This window comes from Paenibacillus sp. G34 (assembly GCF_056856875.1).
The window spans coordinates 575,608-594,623 of sequence record NZ_CM166469.1; the positions used below are offsets into that span (position 1 = coordinate 575,608).

At 48.5% G+C, this 19,016-nt stretch carries 11 protein-coding genes; 8 read left to right on the plus strand and 3 right to left on the minus strand.

Annotated elements, in window-relative coordinates; genetic code table 11:
• Positions 1-495 precede the first annotated feature (495 nt).
• From AC1VYS_RS02730 to AC1VYS_RS02750, 5 genes are all read left to right on the plus strand, one after another.
• Positions 496-1,128: an NAD(P)-dependent oxidoreductase gene (locus AC1VYS_RS02730; protein WP_482912899.1), complete on the plus strand. Its 633-nt coding sequence runs from the start codon at positions 496-498 to the stop codon at positions 1,126-1,128.
• Between the two features lie 297 nt (positions 1,129-1,425).
• Positions 1,426-3,171, plus strand: a complete 1,746-nt coding sequence (locus tag AC1VYS_RS02735) for an NAD(P)H-hydrate dehydratase (RefSeq protein WP_482912900.1) — start codon at positions 1,426-1,428, stop codon at positions 3,169-3,171.
• A gap of 871 nt (positions 3,172-4,042) precedes the next feature.
• Positions 4,043-4,360: a transposase gene (locus AC1VYS_RS02740; protein ID WP_482912901.1), complete on the plus strand. Its 318-nt coding sequence runs from the start codon at positions 4,043-4,045 to the stop codon at positions 4,358-4,360.
• Positions 4,361-4,371: 11 nt separating this feature from the next.
• Complete coding sequence (locus AC1VYS_RS02745; RefSeq protein WP_482912902.1) at positions 4,372-5,235, plus strand: IS3 family transposase; 864 nt, start codon at positions 4,372-4,374, stop codon at positions 5,233-5,235.
• Positions 5,236-5,981: 746 nt separating this feature from the next.
• A complete protein-coding gene (locus AC1VYS_RS02750) occupies positions 5,982-6,449 on the plus strand; it encodes a hypothetical protein (protein WP_482934467.1) in 468 nt (155 codons plus the stop codon).
• Between the two features lie 110 nt (positions 6,450-6,559).
• Here AC1VYS_RS02750 and AC1VYS_RS02755 read toward each other — a convergent pair whose 3' ends face one another.
• The gene (locus AC1VYS_RS02755; protein ID WP_482912904.1) at positions 6,560-8,170 is read right to left on the minus strand and encodes a gamma-glutamyltransferase family protein; all 1,611 of its coding nucleotides are present in this window, start codon (positions 8,168-8,170) and stop codon (positions 6,560-6,562) included.
• A gap of 171 nt (positions 8,171-8,341) precedes the next feature.
• A complete protein-coding gene (locus tag AC1VYS_RS02760; RefSeq protein ID WP_482912905.1) occupies positions 8,342-9,241 on the minus strand; it encodes an SDR family oxidoreductase in 900 nt (299 codons plus the stop codon).
• A 160-nt stretch (positions 9,242-9,401) separates the two neighbouring features.
• Between AC1VYS_RS02760 and fosB the strand changes: the two genes are divergently transcribed.
• The 3 genes from fosB (at position 9,402) to AC1VYS_RS02775 (ending at position 17,728) form a co-directional block, all read left to right on the plus strand.
• Positions 9,402-9,824, plus strand: coding sequence for a metallothiol transferase FosB (fosB, locus tag AC1VYS_RS02765; RefSeq protein WP_482912906.1), 423 nt, complete (start codon positions 9,402-9,404; stop codon positions 9,822-9,824).
• Positions 9,825-10,460: 636 nt separating this feature from the next.
• Positions 10,461-15,626, plus strand: a complete 5,166-nt coding sequence (locus tag AC1VYS_RS02770; protein ID WP_482912907.1) for an Ig-like domain-containing protein — start codon at positions 10,461-10,463, stop codon at positions 15,624-15,626.
• A 290-nt stretch (positions 15,627-15,916) separates the two neighbouring features.
• Positions 15,917-17,728 carry a S9 family peptidase gene (locus tag AC1VYS_RS02775; RefSeq protein WP_482912908.1) on the plus strand — a complete coding sequence of 604 codons (1,812 nt, stop codon included), beginning with the start codon at positions 15,917-15,919 and terminating at the stop codon, positions 17,726-17,728.
• Positions 17,729-17,970: 242 nt separating this feature from the next.
• On the opposite strand, the gene AC1VYS_RS02780 is transcribed toward AC1VYS_RS02775, so the two are convergent.
• Entirely contained in the window at positions 17,971-19,005 is a 1,035-nt protein-coding gene (locus AC1VYS_RS02780; protein WP_482912909.1) for a phosphotransferase family protein, read from the minus strand.
• Between the last annotated feature and the right edge of the window lie 11 nt (positions 19,006-19,016).

The window sequence follows — 19,016 nt, forward strand, 5'->3', positions numbered from 1 at the left end:
CAATCGAGCCAGGGGAAGCAACGAAGTTAAGATGAATATGAGTAAACAAGCAGGATAGGACAAGCGACAGGATAAGATAAGCAACTAAGCCCAGATGAAGAAGCGTCGATCAGATAAACAATTTGAATTGTGGAAGCCGCTCGTGCGGCTTTTTTTGCGTACATGGAATTATTTAAATGAGAGAAGAGGGGCGTAGAGGGATGATGGAGAGCAGGTGGAGAAGGGGTCAGGAAGAGATCTGAGATAGAGAGGGTTAGGGAGGTGGAAGAAAAAAATTATAAATTAACCATGTGTGGACGAAATAGGAATGCTCGGCTGAGGTGTTGGTAGCGTTCTCGGCTAGGTGTTGGTAGCTTTAATGGAGATTCGAGTTTACAAGTATGTCTATCCGGTTTAAGATGGCGTGAGCCGTTTAAGGTATATAACAACAGGATTAAGTATTAAAATAACGGTATAGCTGATTAGATGACATCGATAGAAAAGAGGGATTCAGATATGAAAGTAGCGATTTTTGGAGCGACCGGAGCGATTGGCAAGACGATTTTGTGGGAATTGATGGATCGTGGGCATGAAGTGACAGCGGTCGTACGTGAACCGTCCAAGGTGGAGATGGTGCACGAGCGCTTGCGTGTGGAGCAGGGAGATGTGCTTAACCCGGATCAGGTTGCTGATTTTGCAGCGGGACAAGAAGCGGTCGTAAGTGCTTACGGGCCGAAGTTTGGCGAGGAAGAAGAATTGCTTGAAGTAACACGTTCACTGATTGAGGGAGTACGCCGTGCGAATGCCGGACGTCTGGTTGTTGTTGGCGGAGCAGGCAGTCTGATGACCGATTCAGGCGAGATGCTGATGAATACACCTGGTTTCCCTGAGGAAATCAAACCTCTTGCACAGGCTCATGCGGATGCTTATGGGCTTCTTGAAGAATCGAACATTCACTGGACGTATATGAGTCCTGCAGCAACGATTACGACAGGGCGGAGAACAGGTCAATTTCGGATTGGCATGACTCGTGTCATTACAGATGATCTGGGCGAAAGCAGCATTTCTGTAGGTGATTTTGCCGCAGCATTGGTGGATGAATTGGATGATCCGCAGTTTATTCAAGCGCGGTTTACGGTAGGGTACTAACTGAGGATAGATAGGTAAATGGGACAATTATAGATGTAACAGATAAGCTCTTGGCGCAAAGTGAGTATGATGGTGCCTTGCTAAAGGCAGGACACTGGAATGGACAAACCATGAGCGAGCGGAGAACCAATGAGACATGAATGGGTTGAAAACTCACAAGGCACGAATGGTTGGAAAACGTGTAACACAAGATAGATTGGGAAATTAGTGGCAATGGAAAACTTATCAGAATGGAAGACCCATGAGTGTGATGCTGTAAGCAGTGCTATGCATAATGCAACCGGGGAGGGATGAGTGTTGTTTATCGTAACCGCTGATCAGATGCGAGCTGTGGACGAGTATACGATTCAGCAGCTTGGTATTCCTGCGGTCAGTCTGATGGAGAATGCAGGCAGAGCCATTGCCGAGGAAGTCATCAAGCTGTGCCGGGAAGGAATGCTTGATCATGATCGTGGTGGAGGCAATTGCGGAGAAGTTGATAAAGCTCAGCGTAGAAATGGTCAGGTTGAGGGCGGTGATGGGGCTTATGGCTGGCCTGACCGCGGCCAGCCGCTAGAAGCGTGGCGGGCACATACCGGGCCCGGCGATCGCTTAGGTTACGGGGGCGACATCATCGCCGATCCGGCGCTGGTGATGGCGCATCCCGGTGATCAGCATTGGTACATGCTGATCGGCAAGGGCAATAATGGCGGCGACGGGCTGGTTGCGGCGCGCCATTTGCTTGAAGCGGGGCTGGGCGTGACGTTAGTCTACGCCGATGCCCCGGAGGCACTGCGGGGGGAAGCCGCGGTGCAACGGGATGCCGCTGCGAAGCTCGGCATCCCGGCCGTTGTCCACGGGCGCGAAGCCGTGGACTTTAGCCGGTGCTCAGGCATCGTAGATGCGCTGTTGGGCACCGGCTCGCGGGGTGCGCCGCGCGGAGCGTACGCGGCGCTGATTCGGGAGGCGAACGGCAGCGGCAAGCCGATCGTGTCCGCCGATGTGCCCAGCGGGCTGAACGCCGACACCGGGGAGGTGCACGAGCCGTGCATTGAAGCCCGGGTAACCGTATGCCTTGCGCTGCTTAAGCGCGGGCTGGTGCAGTACCCGGGCGCATCTGCCGCTGGGCGCATCGTGGTGCGCGCCATCGGCATTCCCGCGCGGTTTGCGCCCGAGCATGGCCCCTCGGTCCGTCTGCTGACGGACGAGGTGCTGCGGGGTGCGCTGCGCGTGGACACAGGCCGTCGCCGGGCACCGGACGGCCACAAGGGCACCTACGGCCATGTATTGCTGGCCGCAGGAAGCATGCCGATGAGCGGCGCAGGCTTGCTCTCGGCCAAAGCCGCGCTGCGCGCAGGTTGCGGGCTCGCCACATGGGCGTTGCCCGCTGCACTGCTGCCGCATGTCATCGGCACCGTGCCCGAGCTCATGCTTGCTGCTGCAGCCGATGGCGACAGCGGCGAATGGAACGCGGCTTCCGCCGCAGCGGTGCTGCGCCTTGCGGAGAGCCGCGACGTGCTTGCGACCGGCCCGGGCCTCGGTCGCTTCAAGGGCGACACCGACTGGCTGCGCCGTCTGTGGCAACAGGCGGATCGTCCGCTCGTCATCGACGCGGACGCCCTCAACATGCTGGCAGATGCAGGCCCAGATGGGCCACGCACCTGGGGCCAGCGCAGTGCGGCGACCATACTGACGCCGCACCCTGGCGAGATGGGCCGACTGCTGCGCATGTCCACCCCCGAAGTGCAGCGTGACCGAATTGGACACGCTGCACGTTACGCCCGCGAGCAGGGCGTGACCCTTGTGCTCAAAGGGGCACGAACGGTCATCGCAACGCCTTCCGGCGAGGCGTACATCAACACCACCGGCCACGCCGGCATGGCAACGGGCGGCGCTGGGGACGTGTTGACCGGTATCATCGCCGGTCTGCTCGCCCAAGGCCTCAGCGCGGAGCAAGCTGCCGCGTTCGGTGTATACCTGCATGGGCAGGCCGCCGAACGGGCAGCATTGCGGCGAGGCAATCCATCTTCTCTGCTCGCTGGAGATATCATCGATGCACTGTGAGATAGATGTAAACACGTTAACCAGCGTATATGATCATACGAAGGCATTAACGTTTTAATACGTATCATGTTCAAGTATAAACATATCAAAAAGGAGCCCTATCCAGATCATGGTAGGCTCCTTTTTTTGATATGAAGCTAACTTAATATTACTAGAAACATCGTTACATCTTTGGTACACAGCACCAACCTGGAAACGTCACAGCAGTATTAACCATAGTCATCAACACAACCGTCGCACAAGCCATCAGACGATCTCATCCCCGTAACCATTGCACAATTCAGTCAACTCAACTTATCGCCGCGACCATCTCACAAGCGATCAACCGAACTCATCAACACAACCGTCGTACAAGCCATCAGTCTAACTCATCCCACCACCGTTGAACAATTCCACCAGCTTGACTCATCGATGCGTCCATCGCACAAGTCATCAGTCTAACTCATCCCCGCCACTGTTGAACAATTCGACCAACTCAACTCATCGCCGCGAACATCGCACAAGTGATCAACCGAACTCATCAACACAACCGTCGTACAAGCCATCAGTCGATCTCATCCCCGCAACCATTGCACAATTCCACCAAACCAATCGACGATCTACTCCGGTTTTGACGAAGCAGCGTTATTCAGCGTTAATCCCCAGTTGTTCAGAGTGGAAAATTTCTAACGATCATGAGAAACCTTATTTGGCACTTATTCACCCATTTTATTTTCTAACGATCTCAGGGAACCTTATTTCAATCATTTACTATGAAAAGCGGCCATTTTCCTCGATTTTGACCCAAATAAGCTCTCTGGTGGAACTAGAATAAAAAGTGGACACCCGTTAACGGACAGAAGGATAATAAGGCTAACGGAGGTGTGTCTATATGGGAGAACAACGGCAACGATACAATGAAGAATTCAAGAAGCAAACGGTAAAATTTATTCAAGAACAGACCAAGACACTTGGAGACTTGGCAGAAGAACTCAACATTCCAAAAAGTACATTACACCAGTGGATGGGCAAGTATCGCGAACTTAAACATGAGCCCGTAGCTAGTGTAGATCGAGTGAAAGAACTGGAAGCAGAGCTTAAAGAAATGCGCCTTTTGCTTCAAGAGAAAGAGCATACGCTTGCGGACACGCAAGAGGAACTGGCTATTGTAAAAAAAGCAGTGCACATCTTCAGCAAACCAAAGAGCTAAGGTTTCAGTTTGTGGAAAACCATCGCTCCCTGTTTTCTTTGGAGAAGATGTGCACCCTGTTACATGTGTCACGGAGCGGATATTACAAATGGCGGATGGATCGAACAAGTAAGCAGCAGCACCGGAGAGCTGAGATCATGAAACGTATTCGGTTTCATTTCTACGACCACCAGAAGCGGTGTGGAAGTCCGAAAATTACGTATGCGCTCCATCTGGAAGGATACAAAATCTCTTCCCGTACCGTCAGTATATACATGCGTCAAATGAATCTTCGTTCCGTGCACAGTCCACGGTATCGTGTCCAAACAACGAATTCTAACCATCATCATCCCATTGCAGCAAATACGCTGAACCAGCAATTTCAAACGTCCAAACCGAACACCGCATGGGTCACCGATATCACCTACATTCCCTGCCGAGGAGGCCGGTTATATCTCGCCAGTGTTTTGGACTTGTGTACGCGTGAAATTGTAGGCTGGCGTCTGTACAACCATATGGAAACGAGTCTGGTGTTAGATGCATTGAATGATGCTTACCGGGCCAAACGCCCCGCTCCAGGACTGCTCCATCACTCGGACCGTGGCTCGCAGTACACGTCAAAAGAATACGTAGAGCAACTGAAATCGTATGGTATGGAACTCAGTATGAGCCGCCGAGGAAACTGTTACGATAACGCATGTATCGAGTCTTGGCACAGTATTTTGAAGAAGGAACTCATTTACTGTAACCCTCGTTTTAAGAATCCAGAAGAGGCTTATAACGCCATTTACCAGTACATTGAGTTCTATTACAACCGCAAGCGAATGCATGGTGCGCTAGGTTATCTTTCCCCTGCTCGTTTTGCGAAGAAATTTACGGACAAATCCGTCGCGTGAGTGTCTACTTTCTTGACATAGGTCCATGGGGATCGTTAGAATTTCAAACGACTCAAAATCATTCAAATAGGGTCATCTGAGATCGTTACGATCAAATTTACGTTCAATTACGATTATATTACGCTAAAATTCACGCGCACACTCCGCCATGGCCATGAATGAATATCTGCTAGTCCCCTCGAAAAGCCTGTCTAGCTGATCGTAACGCTGAGTTAGACGTTAATCCACCACACTTGGCAATTACAGAAGGAGAGCAGGGGGAGAGAGCCCCTTAATTTAGCCTAACTATCACATATCCGCTCTACTGTATTGGTCGCATATCTCGTGTGCTGCTCTTACAGACGGAAACGCTGGAGTTCCTGATGCATCTCGGCACTAATATCACGAAGTGACTTGACCTTAATACTCGCCTGGGAGAAAGAGCGTTGTTGTTCCGCGGTGGAAGCGGTGATCTCTTCACTGCTAGCGGCCGACTGCTCGGAAATCGCGCTGATATTCTCAATCGCCTACTGCACCTGTGAGCTAAGTTTGCTCGATTTTGTCATGTCTTCAGCAAGCTGCTGAATTCCTGAACTGATGCGCTCCACACTCTCGCGAATAGCCGAGAAAGTAGTTTTTATTTGAATAAGGTATTTAATTCAAAAAATGGATTTATAATTGGAGAAATTATGAATTTAACACACTGGCTCATCATCATCATAATACTTTTAATTCTGTTACTTGCTCTAAACTGGATAATCAATTACATGAGTGTTAAAGAGAAGGAACCCCTGCCTTCTCTTAAGGTTAAGATCTGGCTTATTCCTGTACTAGCTTCTTTGATCATCTTGCCTATGATAATTTTTATAACATTGTACAGCATATTTTTTTATAGCTTCGAAAAGGTTAGTCATTTTATTCATTTTGATCAAGTTGGAGATATTATTGTTTTTTCAGTGCTTATTATGATTGGATTTCTTCTTTTCGAGACTTTGGTTCATCCAGTAATTATGACTATCTTAAATTATGGATTCAAGACACAGGTTTCTATATATACTCGTAATGCGATTACACTTGTCATAGATAGCATAATTATTTACAGTTTAGCTTCTAGTTTTAATGGTATATATATATCTGATTACTGGTCTGCACTTTCCATAGCGGTTTTTTATCATATTATCGACTGGGGATTAGTGCTAATCTTGAAGATTGTGAAAAAAATAAAGAACAAATGAGACAGATAATACATGAATTCTATACAGTAATACCTCATCCCTTAAAAAGAAACCTAAACACTTTAGAACTACTAATAGTGTTTAGGTTTCTTTTTTTTAAGTCTTTTCATCTACCACGCCGCAATTGAGCCGTCCGTTCGGCTTTCCGTCCCTCCGCATAACACACCTGTATCGGCGTTACGCCAAATGATCTGCCCACGTCCGAATTGGGACGAATCAAGCTCGGTTTGGATGTCATGACCTTTGCGAGCCAGGGCTTGTGCAATGTGGGGAGGAAAGCCTTGCTCGACCAGTATCGTTTTGTCTTTAATCCACTGCCAGCGCGGTGAATCGAGTGCAGCCTGCGGATTCAGATGATGATCAATCGTATTCATAATGACCTGTACGTGACCCTGAGGTTGCATGAAACCGCCCATAACCCCGAATGGTCCAACTGCTTCATCACCTTGTGTAAGGAATCCGGGGATAATCGTATGATAGGTGCGTTTGCCCGGCTCCAGTGCGTTGGCATGTTGCGGGTCAAGCGAGAAGTTATGTCCGCGGTTCTGAAGTGCGATGCCTGTACCTGGCACAACCAGCCCTGAACCAAAGCCCATATAGTTACTCTGAATAAAAGAAATCATATTGCCTTCACCGTCTGCCGCAGCCAGATAAACGGTTCCGCTTCCGCGTGGATCACCTGCCTCGGGTGCACGTGCGGTATCCCCAATCAGCTTGCGCCGTTCTGCGGCGTAGGCTTCAGACAGTAATTCTTCCACGGATACGCCCATTTTTCGTTCTTCCGTAATGTATTTTTCTCCATCGGCAAAAGCCAGCTTCATCGTTTCCAGCTGCCGGTGATAACCCAGAACGGATTCCTTCTCGGCGAAGTCGAAGCCCTTCAGCAGATTGAGCGCGGAGAGGGCGATGAGTCCTTGCCCGTTCGGCGGAATCTCCCATACATCATAACCCCGGTAGGAAACAGAGATCGGATCAACCCATTCCGGCTGAAAAGCCTTCAGGTCATCTCGTGTCAGGTAACCGCCGTGCTCGGCCATAAAAGCATGAATGCGTTCCGCCAGTTCTCCTTCGTAAAAGTCTCGTGCTTCGCTCTCGCCAATCCGGCGCAACGTGGCCGCATGGCCCGGCGAGCGCCATAGTTCCCCCGCCGCGGGTGCACGCCCGCCAGGGGCAAACGTCTCAAACCATGCACGCCCTGCTTCCGCATCTCCCTGGCGTGCATAGACCTCGGCTGCCCGTGCCCAGTGGCGGGCCAGCCCCGGCGCAATCGGATACCCTTCCTCCGCATAGCGGATGGCCGGTTCCAGCACTTGCGCCAGCGTGAGCCGTCCGAATCGACGGCTCAGCTCTGCCCAACCCGCCGGTGCGCCAGGCACCGTCACCGGCACAACCCCCAGCTTCGGCATCTCCGTATAGCCTGCCGCCTGTAGCGCCTCAATCGAAATGCTCTGAGGCGCGGGGCCACTGGCATTCAGGCCATGCAGCTTGCCCTCCGTCCAGACGAGGGCAAAGGCATCGCCACCAATGCCATTGGAGGTCGGCTCCAGCACGGTGAGTGCTGCTGCCGTGGCGATGGCGGCATCAATCGCATTGCCGCCTTGTTTCAACACATCCAGACCAGCCTGCGCAGCAAGTGGCTGCGACGTAGCAACCATGCCTTGCTTGGCGTATACCGGCACACGGTACGAGGGATAAGGTTGGTAGAGAGGATCGAAGTTCATTTGTCAGTCAGCTCCTTGTCGCGAGATGTCAGATTTCGTTTTAACTGGAGTATAGCTTCTAACCCTCTTCGCAACCGGACAACCAATCTCCTGCCAAACCATCCAAATCCAATCTGACATCAAGGAGCAAGATCATAAAATATAATGTACACATACTCAGGCCAGTATCCCTTACGTTGTCACCATATCGCCGCCATTGACATGGATACATTCGCCCGTGACATAGGAGGAATCGCGTGACGCCAGATAGACATAGGCTGCAGCTAGCTCATAAGGTTGACCTGCTCGGCCCATAGGTGTATCGGTACCAAATACCTGCACATCTTCAGCCGAGAAACTGGCTGGAATAAGCGGAGTCCAGATGGGCCCCGGAGCCACGGCGTTTACACGAATGCCTTTGTCAGCCAGCGATTGGGAGAGTACACGGGTGAGGGAGACGACAGCCCCTTTGGTCGATGAATAATCAATGAGTCTCACATCACCTTTGTAAGCTGTAATCGAGGCGGTGTTGATGATAGATGCCCCTTGGCACAGATGGGGAAGGGCAGACTGGATCAGGAAGAAATACGAGAACACATTCGTTTGAAACGTATGATAGAGCTGCTCCTCGGTGATGTCGACAATGCTCTGTTGTACATACTGCACGGCGTGGTTGTTGACCAGTACATCGATCTTCCCGAACATTTCCATTGTTTTGCGAATGACAGCTTCACAGTTTGGTTTTAGCCGTAGATCCGTCTCGATGAGCAGACAGCGCTGACCCAGTTCCTTGATCCGATCTCGTGTCCATTCCGCATCGGTTCGTTCATATAAATAAGCGATCACAACGTCTGCACCTTCTTTGGCAAAAGCAATCGCCGCCGCCCGACCGATACCACTATCGCCGCCTGTGATAATCGCAACTTTACCTTGAAGTTTGCAACTGCCAATATAAGCAGGATCTTCACTGATCGGTTCGGGCACCATCAGCGATTCCAGACCGGGCTGCTGATCCTGATGCTGGGGCGGAAAAGCTAACTTCTGTGGTTTGCATACCGTCTTTTCACCGTAAAATGGATAGACAGGATTCATGGTTTTGTCATCCTCCTCGAACGTTTCTTGATAAATCTACCCTATGCGTTCGCCCAGAAGAAGGTGCAGTGAGACGAAGCAGAATGCTTGTTTTTCACACGGCATATATACCATAATAAGGATGTAGCTCTTTAAATTTGATGGAGGTGTCAGGAGCCCTATGAACATTCAGGGGATTAATCATTTGTGCTTTTCCGTATCGAGTCTGGAGCGATCCATTACGTTCTTTGAACAGGCTCTTGGTGCCCGAATTCAGGTGAAAGGACGCAAGCTGGCCTACTTCGAACTAGCTGGTCTTTGGATTGCTTTGAACCAGGAGGATGTGCTTCGGAATTATACGGAACGAACCTATACCCATATCGCGTTTACGGTAAAAGAAGAAGAGTTTGACGCATCCGTGGAGCAACTGCGAGCTTCAGGAGCCGATATTATTCCTGGAAGAGCGAGAGATGAGCGGGATGGAAAATCGGTTTATTTTACTGACCCGGACGGACATTTATTTGAACTACACACAGGTAGCTTGAAGCAGAGGTTGGACTATTATCGTGAGGCTAAACCGCATATGACTTTTTATTCGGAATAACTTAACTATACATCAAGGCTTTGGAGAGGCGGTTGTCTATAAGATGGCCGTCTATTTGTGTTGCGCAAAAGAGTAGGATCGATGTGGCTGGAGTAAAACTTTTGAACTTCTATTTTTAATTCTAAAGAATTCTTTAAAGTTCTATACAACTATGCCGAAAAAACCGATAATTTAACTTAGTAAAGGATTAAACCGTAGGAGGGATTGACCTGTAAAGATTAGCCTATATAGATAGGTTATCAAAGATATATATTGAAAACGCTCTTAGCCATACCTACTGTTGATTCAAGGAATGAACAGCAACCATCCATTTAAAGGAGTAATGACATGAACAAAAGGCTAAAGGGTTATATAATACGAGCACTGTGTGCGCTGCTTATCATAAGTTCATTCCCCATCGGGGTGAACACTTCGTATGCTGCGGGGTCAATTAGTGCCACAGAATTGGGTTCGCATGATTTTTTTGGACCATCATCAGGTACGTATTATCCATTTGCTTCAGAACTACCGCTTTATATAGGTGGAAGTAGCTCAACTGGTGTTGGGATCATGCATGTTTTTGCGAAATATAATATACCGGCCAGTGGATTCCCTGCTAGCGGCAACAAGGCAGTTTTATCCTTGACAGTGAGTAGTATGACAAATACAAATGATGCGACCTATCCGCCGATTTTAAAAGTGTGGCAATATGTAGGCTCTACACCATTTAATCCTTATGGCAATGATTGGCCTTCGAGCATGTCTTCATTATCCAGTAATCCGAATTATGTATTATTGGATACTATAAATTCAAGTAGTATACAAGTAGGGGCTACATTGCAGTTTGACGTAGATGCTGCTGTGAAAGCAAAAGCAGGAAGTAACGTCCAATTTTTGCTTACAGGTCCAGCCAGCTCAAGCACGCCTTCTACTGATAATCGAATAGAGGTAACAGAAGCTCCTCAATTAGTTGAAATCGTCGGAAGCGCTCCAGCTAGCGCGAGCACATCAACGGTATCTGCTTCTCCAACAACGGTTACGGCTAATGGGACATCCAGCTCTACAGTAACGGTTACCGTCAGAGACGCAAGTAACAATCTACTTAGCGGCAAGACCGTGACGCTCTCCAAAGGATCAAGTAACTCGGTCATTTCCCCAGCTTTACAAGCTACCAATGCAAGCGGTGTGGCTACGTTTACAGTCACCAACACCAAAGCGGAGACTGCAACCTATACCGCATCTATCGCAGCGGATAGTGTAACGATCAGCCAAACGGCAAATGTAACTTTCCAAGCAGGCGCGATTAATGCCGGACAATCTACAGTGACAGCAACGCCAACAACGTTAGCTGCTAATGGTGCCGCGAGTTCCACCATTACAGTTACACTCAAGGATGCACAGAATAATGTCATTAGCAATCAAGCGGTAACGTTAAGTCAAGGAAGTGGAAGCTCGACCATCACGGCCACGCAGGGAACGACCGATGCGAGCGGTGTAGCTACTTTTACGGTCAGTAGTACCAAGGCAGAAGCCGTAACCTATACAGCGACGGCAAGTGGCGTTACGATCACACAGCAACCGGTCGTAACCTTTCAGGCTGGAACGACCAATGCAGGACTATCAACGATCACAGCATCCAAAGCAAATGTGATAGCGAACAATACCGACAGTGCCATGATCACGGTTACCTTGAAAGATATCAACAATAATGCGGCTAGCAATAAAAGTGTGACCTTGTCGCAGGGAAGTGGAAGCTCGACGATTACAACGACTCCAAGTACAACGAATGCGAGCGGTATAGCTACATTTACTGTGAAAAGCACAAAGGCGGAAAGTGTAACCTACACTGCATCCGTAACATCAGACAGTGTGACTCTCGCTCAAACGGCAAGCGTGACGTTCCAGCCGGGAGCTGTCAGCGCTTCTCAATCTACGGTTAGTGTATCTAAAAATAGCGTATTTGCAGATGGAACGGATAGTAGTACCTTGACCGTCACGCTGAAAGATAATAACAATAATCCGATTAGTGGTAAAAATGTAACTCTATCGCAAGGAAGTGGAATTTCGACAATCACGCCATCCACCGGAGTGACTACAAATGGAAGCGGGCAAGCTGTCTTTACAGTAACGAATACCAAGACAGAGACAGTAACCTATACAGCCACCGATACAGATGACAGTATTACTATTACACAAACGGGCGCAGTTACTTTCACTGCGGGCGCTGTACATGCAGCAGCCTCATCAATTAGTGTATCCAAAGTAACTGCAAATGCAGACAATTCCGATAGCGCCACCATCACGGTAACATTGAAAGATGCCAACGGCAATGCGATTAGTAGTAGACCTGTGACGATCAGTCAATCAGGAAGCTCGACGATTACAACGAATCCAAGCTCAACCAATGCAAGTGGTATCGCCACCTTTACGACGAAAAGCTCTAAAGCAGAGACGGTCACCTATACGGCGACAGCAGGCGGTGTGACGATCGCCAACACAGCCAGTGTAACGTTCGAGCCTGGAGTCGTTAGTGATTTTACCTCCACGGTTCAAGTATCCAAAGCCAATGTATCGGCAGACGGAGCGGATAGCAGCACGGTAACTGTGACGCTGATGGATGCTAACAATAATCCGATCAGTGGTAAAAGTGTAACCTTGTCGCAAGGAAGCGGCAGTTCGGTCATATCGCCATCTACCGGTGTAGTGACCAATGCGAATGGTCAGTCTTCATTTACGGTAACCAATATGAAATCCGAGACGGTTACCTATGCTGCAGAAGTGGTAGCGGATAACATAACACTCACTACAATAAAAACGGTAATGTTCGAACCGGGTGCAGTAGACGGGGCGCTATCGAACGTAACGATATCCAAAACGACGGTTGCCGCGAACAATACCGACAGTGCCACGATTACCGTTACCCTACGTGATAATCAAAACAACGCAATTAGCGGTAAAATAGTAACCCTGTCACAGGGAAGTGGCAGCTCTACGATCACAGCTACACAGGGAACAAGTGATGCAAGCGGTGTAGCTACATTCACTGTGAAGAGCACGAAGGCAGAAAGTATAACATATACCGCTATTGCTGGTAATTTGACCTTAACGCTGCATCCCGTACCGGTTACTTTTACGCCAGGTGCTGCGAGTGCAACCATTTCTCAGATCACTTCATCTAAAGCGAGTGTTTCAGCAAATGGTTCGGATTCTGCCAGCATTAGCGTTACAGTGAAAGATATGTATGGCAATGTGCTCTCTGGCCATAACGTGACATTACAACAAGGAAGTGGCGGCTCGCTCATCACTCCTGCTCAAGCTACAACGAATGTAGATGGGGTAGCCAGCTTCACTGTAACTAATATGAAGACTGAAAATGTAGTGTATACCGCAAATGTAGTTAATGGGAATGTAACACTCAGTCAGACTGCGAACGTCAATTTCTTGTCTGCCAATGCTTATCTAAGTGCGTTGGATATATCGGCAGGTGAACTTATTCCTAAGTTTTCACAATTGCATATGAGTTATTTTGCTACTGTTCCAGATGAGGTACACCAAATTGCATTCACACCGACTGCCGCAGATAGCAATGCAACCATTCGAATCAATGGAACTGCGGTTCAAAGCGGGCTAGCTTCCGCTCCAATTGATCTGGTGACAGGAAATAATACAATTATGATTGAAGTGCTTGCAGCAGATGGTAAGACGCATCAAACATATACTGTTGTTGTTACCCGCGAACCAAACAAAGATGCACGTCTGAAGACTTTATCTGGTTTACCAAAAGCATTGACGCCTGCATTTGATTCAGCTGTTACCAAGTACACTGTTCATGTAGCAAACCATGTGGAACAGTATGAAGTACAGGCAGAATTAGAAAATGAACTATCGAACTTGACGGTCACAGGCGCAGTTTACGATAGTAATACCAACGCTTATGTGACTAACCTTCAGGTTGGAACGAATACAATTCAACTGAACGTTACTGCCCAGGATGGCATAACAGAAGCAAACTATATCATCGAGGTCATTCGTGCTTCTGTACAAGAAGAAGTAAGGAGTGCCCTGAACAACCTGACTATCGGTTACACAGGTGATGATACTTGGGAGTTTGTCACAAGGGACTTATTGCTAGCGGCGACTCAAGAGGGGTTACCCGTTGTATGGAGCAGCAACAAATCCGATATTGTAGAAAGTAATGGTAAAGTGGAGCGTCCGCTTACTAGAGAGTCAGTTGTTATTCTAACGGCTAGCATTCAACATGCAGGTGTATCAATGAGCCGAACTTTCCTGATTGTGGTTAAGCCAGTGGGGTTAAGTGTCGCCAGCTCAGGGTTCACACGAAACGTACCTATTCGGATTGGCGACAGCAGCACCGATGTCGAGCAGACACCGATTACACGTAAGGTGCTGTCGGATGGCAGCAAGATTGATAAAGTTATCGCTACAACATCTCAGTTATCTAACGCATTGCAATCAGCAGTTACGAATAATGAAAGCAATGTACGAGTCGTAGCTACGGATATACCAACCGATCCGGCTAATGAAATGACCATCGATGTACCGGCCGCTTCCTACGATCCGCTGGCTGGTGTGGTTGATCTGACGTTAGAGACCGATTATGCTCACATCATGCTGGACAAGTCTACATTGTCACAATTGAATAACGCAGGTCAAAGTCTCAATTTCCGATTTGTACCGATCCGACAAACAGGCCAAGTGACACAAGTGAAGGAGAAGGCACTTGCTGATCCGCTTGTAAAACAGGCTGCAGGTACGGGTACAGTATCCCAGATTGGTACACCGATGACGATTGAAACCAACTACAAGTCCTACAATACTACCGTGCTGTTCCCGGCATCCAAACTGAATTTACCAGCAGGCAGTGTATCGCAGCAAGCTGCTTATGCTGCTGCGTTGTACGTTTATATCCAGCACAGTGACGGACAGATTGCGTTACAACGTGGAACCGTTCAATATGATGCAAATGGGCAAATCGAAGGGATTGCTACAACGATCAACAAGTTCAGTACATTTACGATTCTGCATGTTCAACCAGCAAACTCATCTTCTGGTGGAAATGGAACGGGTGGGACTGGAAATACCGGAGGAGGAGGAGGTACTTCCCCGGCGCCTTCCCCAACACCAGAGACTAAACCTTCAACACCGGGAGAAAAGCCTGATTCAGCGCAGTCAGGAGTTTCAGGTGAGCATGAGGCCTATATTCAAGGTTATCCGGACGGTACATTCCGCCCTTCACAAACGACGACCCGTGCCGAGATTGCATCGATGTTGTGGGGTATTATGCTTGCAAACGGCGTTCAGCCAGATACATCTGTATCGGCAAGTTATGCGGATGTTCCTCATACGCACTGGGCGTACGAGGCCATTCGTCAGTTACATTCCAAGCAGATCTTGCTGGGGATCACGACAGATCAGTTTGCACCCAATCGTGCACTAACCCGTGCAGAGTTCGCTGTGCTGGCTGTACGCTGGCAGCAACTGACGACAGATGGTTCGGGAGAAACTTCGTTCACAGATATCACGAATCATTGGGCAGCGCCGAGCATAGCCGTTTTGGTGCAAAAAGGGATTGTTAAAGGGTACACGGATGGAACATTCCGTCCCAATGATGGCGTTACCCGAGCAGAACTCGTGACGATGATGAACCGTCTGCTTAAGAGAGGGCCGTTAACGGGTGTGACAACTCCGACATGGAAGGATGTTTCTTCAACTCACTGGGCTTTTGCTGATGTTGAGGAGGCCTCACGTTCTCATCGCTACAATGTATTATCCAGCGGAGCTGAGCAATGGATCAGCAACTAAGGGTAATTGTCATGAGATCATGAATGCACAAGGTGATTTATTTTAGCTACCTGAGTATGATGTATTCAGGCTCTGCAAGATGAGCTACTTACCATGTATAGTAAACTTGAACTTAAGGGCGGCATCGACCAAGATGCCGCCTTTTTCGTTGTATAACAGTCGTCGTTAAAAAAAATGGAATTAAATCTCACATATCTATTGTGAAAACAATGGAATAAACGATAAACTGGACAAATAGCACCTTAATTTACCAATGTTAAATTCATGGTTTAATCTTAAGGAGGTTTGTGATGATTCAGTTTCCGAAACCGGATGTAGAGCAGTATTTCCAGACCTATCGTATTTCACATTTTACCGTATCAGCGGACGAGAAGAAGCTGTATATGGACAGCAATCTGAATGGTCAGCCGAATATTTGGGCGATGGACTTGCCTGGTGGTTATCCGTACCCACTGACGTATTTGAATCAAAGCAGTCAATTTATCAAAGCCGATCCGCAGGGGCGTCATCTGCTAACCGCTTTTGATCACGATGGTAATGAGAACTATCACCTCTATGCGCTTCCGCCGGAAGGTGGGGTTCCGCTTCCTGTTGTACCAGCAGAGCCGAATGACCGCTGTTATTATGCTCACTTATCGGAGGATGGGAAACGGTTGTATTATAACACCAGTTCAGGCAATCCGAATTATATGAATGCACGCCTTCGTGACCTGGAGACCGGAGAAGATAAGCTTTTGTATCAGGGGGAAGAGGTAACCAGCAGCCTGATTGCCGTGAGCCCGAATGAAGAAGCCTACGTTATTTTGAAAATGTACTCCAATACGTATCAGACTGCCCATCTGCACCGGAACGGAGAGACTCATTCTATTGTACCGGTTACCGAGCGTCAGAGTCAGATTCCGTATGTTCTGTTTGCAGGTAATGACCGTTTGTTGCTGATTACCAACGATAATTCGGCATATGCCTATGTAGCTGAATATATAATGGATACGGGGGAGTTCCGTGCGTTGTGCCACATTGAGGGTGAAGATGTAGATGAAATTCGCTGGCATGAGGCATCTGAAACGTTATATATATGGACACTGACCGGGCCGGAGTATCACATGTATGTCCTGGAAAAAGATGCTGAAAAACCTCGCCGCATGGACATGCCGCTCGATACGATTGAACAGATAAACGTGACTAAATCCGGTAACGTGTACATTCTTGGACGCGGTGCTGTGCAACCGCATAATATTTATCGTCTTGTCGCAGGCGCTGAGTCATGGGAGCCGTTAACAGCCAACCGTGTCACAGGTCTAAGCCCGGATGATCTCGTATATCCTGATGTGGTAAGGTACAATTCCTTTGACGGACTGGAGATCGAAGCGCTTTTGTTCAGAGCCAAGCCAGAGCAGGCGAACGGATACAGCGTATTTTGGCCACATGGCGGGCCGCAGGCATCGGAAGCTAAGTTTTTCCGTCCGATGTTCCAGCTGTTGCTTGCGCAAGGGTATAATATCTTTGCTCCGAATTTCCGGGGGAGCACGGGATATGGTGCTGAATTCGTGAAGATGGTTGAGCGGGACTGGGGCGAAGGCCCGAGACTGGACTGTGTTGAAGGTATCCAGTGGTTGTTCGATCAAGGTATCAGCTCACCGGAACGCTTATTTGTGGTAGGCGGCAGTTACGGAGGTTATATGACTCTATTGCTTGCTGGTCGTCATCCCGAGCTGTTCCGTGCAGCAGTCGACATCTTTGGCCCAAGTAATCTGTTCACCTTCCTGGACTCCGTACCGGAGGACTGGAAGCCGATGATGGATAAATGGCTGGGTGATCCGGTGCGTGACCGTGAACGCTTGACCAAAGATTCGCCCATTACGTATCTGGATCAGATGGTGAATCCGATGCTGGTCATCCAAGGGGCCAACGATCCAAGGGTGGTCAAGGCTGAATCGGATCAGATTGTAGCTGCACTTCAGGAGAGAGGCGTAGATGTCGAGTACATCGTATTGGATGATGAGGGCCATGGTTTCTCCAGAAAAACGAATGAAATTTTGGTTTATCGCAAAATGGTAGAGTTTTTGCAAAAACATCAGGAGACCCCTGTTGCACAGGTTTAATTCGAATAATGGGATTTCTATATCACTCAGTGGATCATTCGTATGAGGGTGACCAGAGGTAGCTTATACAGATATGGAGACTACTATAGGGCAACAAAAAATAACCAGTGATCACAAGGATCATTGGTTATTTTCGTTTTAAGTCAATTACATGAAGTGATAACCGATATTTATAAAATCTTCTGGTAGTCACGGATTACTTTAGCGCCTGCAAGCCGCAAGCTTGTCTTACGATCAGAGCTTCAGTCCAGCAAAGAGAGTACCTTCTCGATATACTTCTCTGCCCAAGGAGCAAAAGGTAGATCAGCTTCCCAGGTCACTTGTCCGGTCGCCTTCGCCTCACCCCACCATAGAATACGTTGATACAATAGGTGAATCAGAAGGCGCGAACGAAAATGTTTACATTTTTCCACATCGTCTGCACAGACCTTTTCCCGATAAGAATGAAGAAATCTCGCAGCCAGATCAGGCCGGTCTTCCCGGAGGTATCTTGCAGTCATTTTCGTCAGATCGGCTGTGCCATCGCCGAAATAAGCAGTCGTAAAATCAAATAATCCACTGATTTTCCAAGAGGATGCAGGCGGATCTGTTTTTTGGATAAGAAAGTTCTCAACTTTGAAATCTCCCATGACAAATTCATGAACCGTCGAGACTAAAAAAGCAGACTCGGACTGTCTCAATTGCTCATCCACCCAGCATACATCATCGTCAGTAATCACAGAGTACTTCTCCGCATCATGTAACCAGTGGCGGATGCTTCCGTACAGCCAGTCCAGATACGAGCCGGCAAAAGGCATGATTTTGTCTGCCACAGGATCGTATTCTCCGGCATCCGGAACTTTCCAGTGATGCAACTCGGCTAACGTTTCAGCCAGTACATCTGTAATGTCTTTATGATCTTGTGAAGTTAGAGTCGTTTGAAAAACAGGATCATATAGATGGTTTCCAGGCAACTTGGGCATGATTACGTAACTCCAGCCCAGTAGCTGCGTGTCCTCCTGAATCTGATAGGGAACAGGAACGGGGATAGTAGTGCGCTCCGCCAGTTGATCCACGAAAAATTGCTCTTCTTGAAACTGTCCGTTGTACAACGGATTGCCCTTCAGAATAAACTCACCTTGCGTAGTTTGAATATACAAGGTTTGCCCCATCACGCCTTCAGCTGTCCGTTGGAACTGGACTAACACTCCGAGATTGAAGTGATCCAGTGCCTTCTGCAGACTGTGTTCCGTGACATGACCGAGACTATTGGAAGCAAAGTAAATGCGAGTCGTCATAAAAGGGCTCC